Source organism: Demequina sediminis, from assembly GCF_039545075.1.
GTDB lineage: Bacteria > Actinomycetota > Actinomycetes > Actinomycetales > Demequinaceae > Demequina > Demequina sediminis.
This window is the reverse complement of record NZ_BAABRR010000023.1, coordinates 1-4,494: the sequence shown is the minus strand read 5'-3', so window position 1 is coordinate 4,494 and position 4,494 is coordinate 1. Positions and strand designations below refer to the sequence as shown.

Annotated in this window: 2 rRNA genes; both read right to left on the bottom strand. The window is 56.4% G+C overall.

What is annotated here, in order from left to right:
• Window positions 1-2,334 (bottom strand): 23S ribosomal RNA (locus tag ABEA62_RS12640); the annotation flags it as partial.
• Between the two features lie 403 nt (window positions 2,335-2,737).
• A 16S ribosomal RNA gene (locus tag ABEA62_RS12635) occupies window positions 2,738-4,260 on the bottom strand.
• Between the last annotated feature and the right edge of the window lie 234 nt (window positions 4,261-4,494).

Genomic DNA, 4,494 nt, shown 5'->3' with positions numbered 1-4,494 from the left:
GCTTCATAGTCTCCCACCTATCCTACACAAACCACACCGAATACCAATACCAAGCTATAGTAAAGGTCCCGGGGTCTTTCCGTCCTGCTGCGCGTAACGAGCATCTTTACTCGTAGTGCAATTTCGCCGAGTTCGCGGTTGAGACAGCGGAGAAGTCGTTACGCCATTCGTGCAGGTCGGAACTTACCCGACAAGGAATTTCGCTACCTTAGGATGGTTATAGTTACCACCGCCGTTTACTGGGGCTTAAATTCGGAGCTTCGCCTTGCGGCTGACCCCTCCTCTTAACCTTCCAGCACCGGGCAGGCGTCAGTCCGTATACATCGTCTTGCGACTTCGCACGGACCTGTGTTTTTAGTAAACAGTCGCTTCTCCCTGGTCTCTGCGGCCTTCAAACGCTCCAGCAGCAAGTGCCTTCACGCCTCAGGCCCCCCTTCTCCCGAAGTTACGGGGGCATTTTGCCGAGTTCCTTAACCACGATTCACTCGATCGCCTTAGTATTCTCTACCTGACCACCTGAGTCGGTTTGGGGTACGGGCGGCTAGAACCTCGCGCCGAGGTTTTTCTTGGCAGCATAGGATCACCGATTTCCCACATACGTGGTTACCATCAGGTCTCAGGCTATGTGAGCTGCGGATTTGCCTACAGCTCGCCCTACACCCTTAGACGTGGACTACCATCGCCACGCTCGGCTACCTTCCTGCGTCACCCCTGTTAATACGCTTGACTACTACGGATCTGGTTCGTGCGCGCCACCGTACTTGCCCCGAAGGGTTCGCCGGCTTTGGGCACTTAGCATCGTCCGCCTCGTCATGGGCGGTTCTTCGCCGGTACGGGAATATCAACCCGTTGTCCATCGACTACGCCTGTCGGCCTCGCCTTAGGTCCCGACTTACCCAGGGCGGATTAACCTGGCCCTGGAACCCTTGGTCATTCGGCGGACGGGTTTCTCACCCGTCTTTCGCTACTCATGCCTGCATTCTCACTCGTGTAGCGTCCACTGCTGGATCACTCCGCAGCTTCACCCGCCACACGACGCTCCCCTACCCATCCACACGCCTGGACCACGAAGGCCTAGCATAAATGTGAATGACACAACTTCGGCGGTGTACTTGAGCCCCGCTACATTGTCGGCGCGGAATCACTTGACCAGTGAGCTATTACGCACTCTTTCAAGGGTGGCTGCTTCTAAGCCAACCTCCTGGTTGTCTATGCAACTCCACATCCTTTCCCACTTAGCACACGCTTAGGGGCCTTAGTTGGTGTTCTGGGCTGTTTCCCTCTCGACTACGAAGCTTATCCCCCGCAGTCTCACTGCTGCGCTCTCACTTACCGGCATTCGGAGTTTGGCTGACGTCAGTAACCTGGTGGGGCCCATCGGCCATCCAGTAGCTCTACCTCCGGCAAGAAACACGCAACGCTGCACCTAAATGCATTTCGGGGAGAACCAGCTATCACGAAGTTTGATTGGCCTTTCACCCCTATCCACAGCTCATCCCCTCGGTTTTCAACCCAAGTGGGTTCGGCCCTCCACGCGGTCTTACCCGCGCTTCAGCCTGGCCATGGATAGATCACTTCGCTTCGGGTCTAGACCCAGCGACTCAAACGCCCTATTCGGACTCGCTTTCGCTACGGCTGCCCCACACGGGTTAACCTTGCCACTGAGCACTAACTCGCAGGCTCATTCTTCAAAAGGCACGCCGTCACCCCTGCTATGGAGGCTCCGACGGATTGTAAGCACACGGTTTCAGGTACTATTTCACTCCCCTCTCGGGGTACTTTTCACCCTTCCCTCACGGTACTGATTCGCTATCGGTCAGTAGGTAGTATTTAGGCTTACAGAGTGGTCTCTGCGGATTCACACGGGATTTCTCGTGCCCCGTGCTACTTGGGATCCCCTTCAGGAGTCCGCGCAATTTCGTCTACGGGGGTTGCACCCTCTACGCCGGGCCTTTCAATGCCCTTCGACTATCACGCGGATTTCTGACTCCTCGACCATTCGGCAGAATGATCAGAAAGGTCCCACAACCCCGCATACGCAACGCCTGCCGGCTATCACACGCATACGGTTTGGCCTGTTCCGCTTTCGCTCGCCACTACTCACGGAATATCTCTTCCTGTCGGTACTGAGATGTTTCACTTCCCGACGTTCCCTCCACACGCCCTATGTGTTCAGGCGTGGGTCACTGGACATGACTCCAGCGGGGTTTCCCCATTCGGACATCCTCGGATCAAAGCTTGTTTGCCAGCTCCCCGAGGCTTTTCGCAGGCTACAACGTCCTTCTTCGGCTCCTACTGCCAAGGCATCCACCATGTGCTCTTAAAAACTTGACCACAGATATCAAAGATGCTCGCGTCCACTGTGCAGTTCTCAAACAACGACCGGGCCTACCCTCACACCACGCCTACCCAGCCTCAGCCAAGCGGTTCGATAGCATCCGATAGTCCGACAGCCACCCGAACCCCCACAACCGAAGTCACAGGAGTGTGTGGTGGCCTGAAAGGGAGCTTTACGCCCGACCCTTCAGGACCCAACAGTGCGCCATGCCCATCCCCCACCTCTTTGCGTCACACGTTCCCACCCGTCTCGCAAGGAGACAGGCGTACTAGCGTCACGACTCAAGGTCAGTGACAGGCCACATCGATGTTCCATCCATGAGCCCCACCCCAGACACGAACGGTCTGAGCATGGGTCCTGGACCCCCACACCACAGTGTGGACGTCAGGTGCTCCTTAGAAAGGAGGTGATCCAGCCGCACCTTCCGGTACGGCTACCTTGTTACGACTTAGTCCCAATCGCCAATCCCACCTTAGACAGCTCCTTCCCATACGGGTTAGGCCACTGGCTTCGGGTGTTACCGACTTTCGTGACTTGACGGGCGGTGTGTACAAGGCCCGGGAACGTATTCACCGCAGCGTTGCTGATCTGCGATTACTAGCGACTCCGACTTCATGAGGTCGAGTTGCAGACCTCAATCCGAACTGAGACCGGCTTTTTGGGATTCGCTCCACCTTACGGTATTGCAGCCCTTTGTACCGGCCATTGTAGCATGCGTGAAGCCCAAGACATAAGGGGCATGATGATTTGACGTCATCCCCACCTTCCTCCGAGTTGACCCCGGCAGTCTCCTATGAGTCCCCACCATTACGTGCTGGCAACATAGGACGAGGGTTGCGCTCGTTGCGGGACTTAACCCAACATCTCACGACACGAGCTGACGACAACCATGCACCACCTGTATACCCCGCCGAAGCACCCCCCATCTCTGGGGGTAGAGGGTATATGTCAAGCCTTGGTAAGGTTCTTCGCGTTGCATCGAATTAATCCGCATGCTCCGCCGCTTGTGCGGGCCCCCGTCAATTCCTTTGAGTTTTAGCCTTGCGGCCGTACTCCCCAGGCGGGGCACTTAATGCGTTAGCTGCGACGCGGAACTCATGGAATGAGCCCCACATCTAGTGCCCACCGTTTACGGCGTGGACTACCAGGGTATCTAATCCTGTTCGCTCCCCACGCTTTCGCTCCTCAGCGTCAGTTGTGGCCCAGAGACCTGCCTTCGCCATCGGTGTTCCTCCTGATATCTGCGCATTCCACCGCTACACCAGGAATTCCAGTCTCCCCTACCACACTCTAGTCTGCCCGTACCCACTGCAGGCCCGAGGTTGAGCCTCGGGTTTTCACAGCAGACGCGACAAACCGCCTACGAGCTCTTTACGCCCAATAATTCCGGACAACGCTTGCGCCCTACGTATTACCGCGGCTGCTGGCACGTAGTTAGCCGGCGCTTCTTCTGCAGGTACCGTCACTTTCGCTTCTTCCCTGCTGAAAGGGGTTTACAACCCGAAGGCCTTCATCCCCCACGCGGCGTCGCTGCATCAGGCTTGCGCCCATTGTGCAATATTCCCCACTGCTGCCTCCCGTAGGAGTCTGGACCGTGTCTCAGTTCCAGTGTGGCCGGTCGCCCTCTCAGGCCGGCTACCCGTCGTCGCCTTGGTGAGCCACTACCTCACCAACAAGCTGATAGGCCGCGAGTCCATCCCAGACCGAAAAACTTTCCCAACGCATCCCATGCGGGAACGCTGCATATCCGGTATTAGCCCCGGTTTCCCGAGGTTATCCCAGAGTCTGGGGCAGGTTACTCACGTGTTACTCACCCGTTCGCCACTGATCACCCGAAGCAAGCTCCGAGGTCACCGTTCGACTTGCATGTGTTAAGCACGCCGCCAGCGTTCGTCCTGAGCCAGGATCAAACTCTCCGTAAATGATTGCTGTACACCCAACCAAACGGCCGGGATACATCAATACGAAGTACATCCCCACTCACGTGGAGACTAGTTAATCTCTGACATCGAACAAAATGTCACTGACATTTCATTTTCAACCAAAGGAATCCAAACACCAACCCCCTTACAAGAGGCTGATGCCGGAGTAATTTGGCATCGACATGTGGCACACTGTTGAGTTCTCAAGTTTCGGACGCGCACCGCCTCAATCCT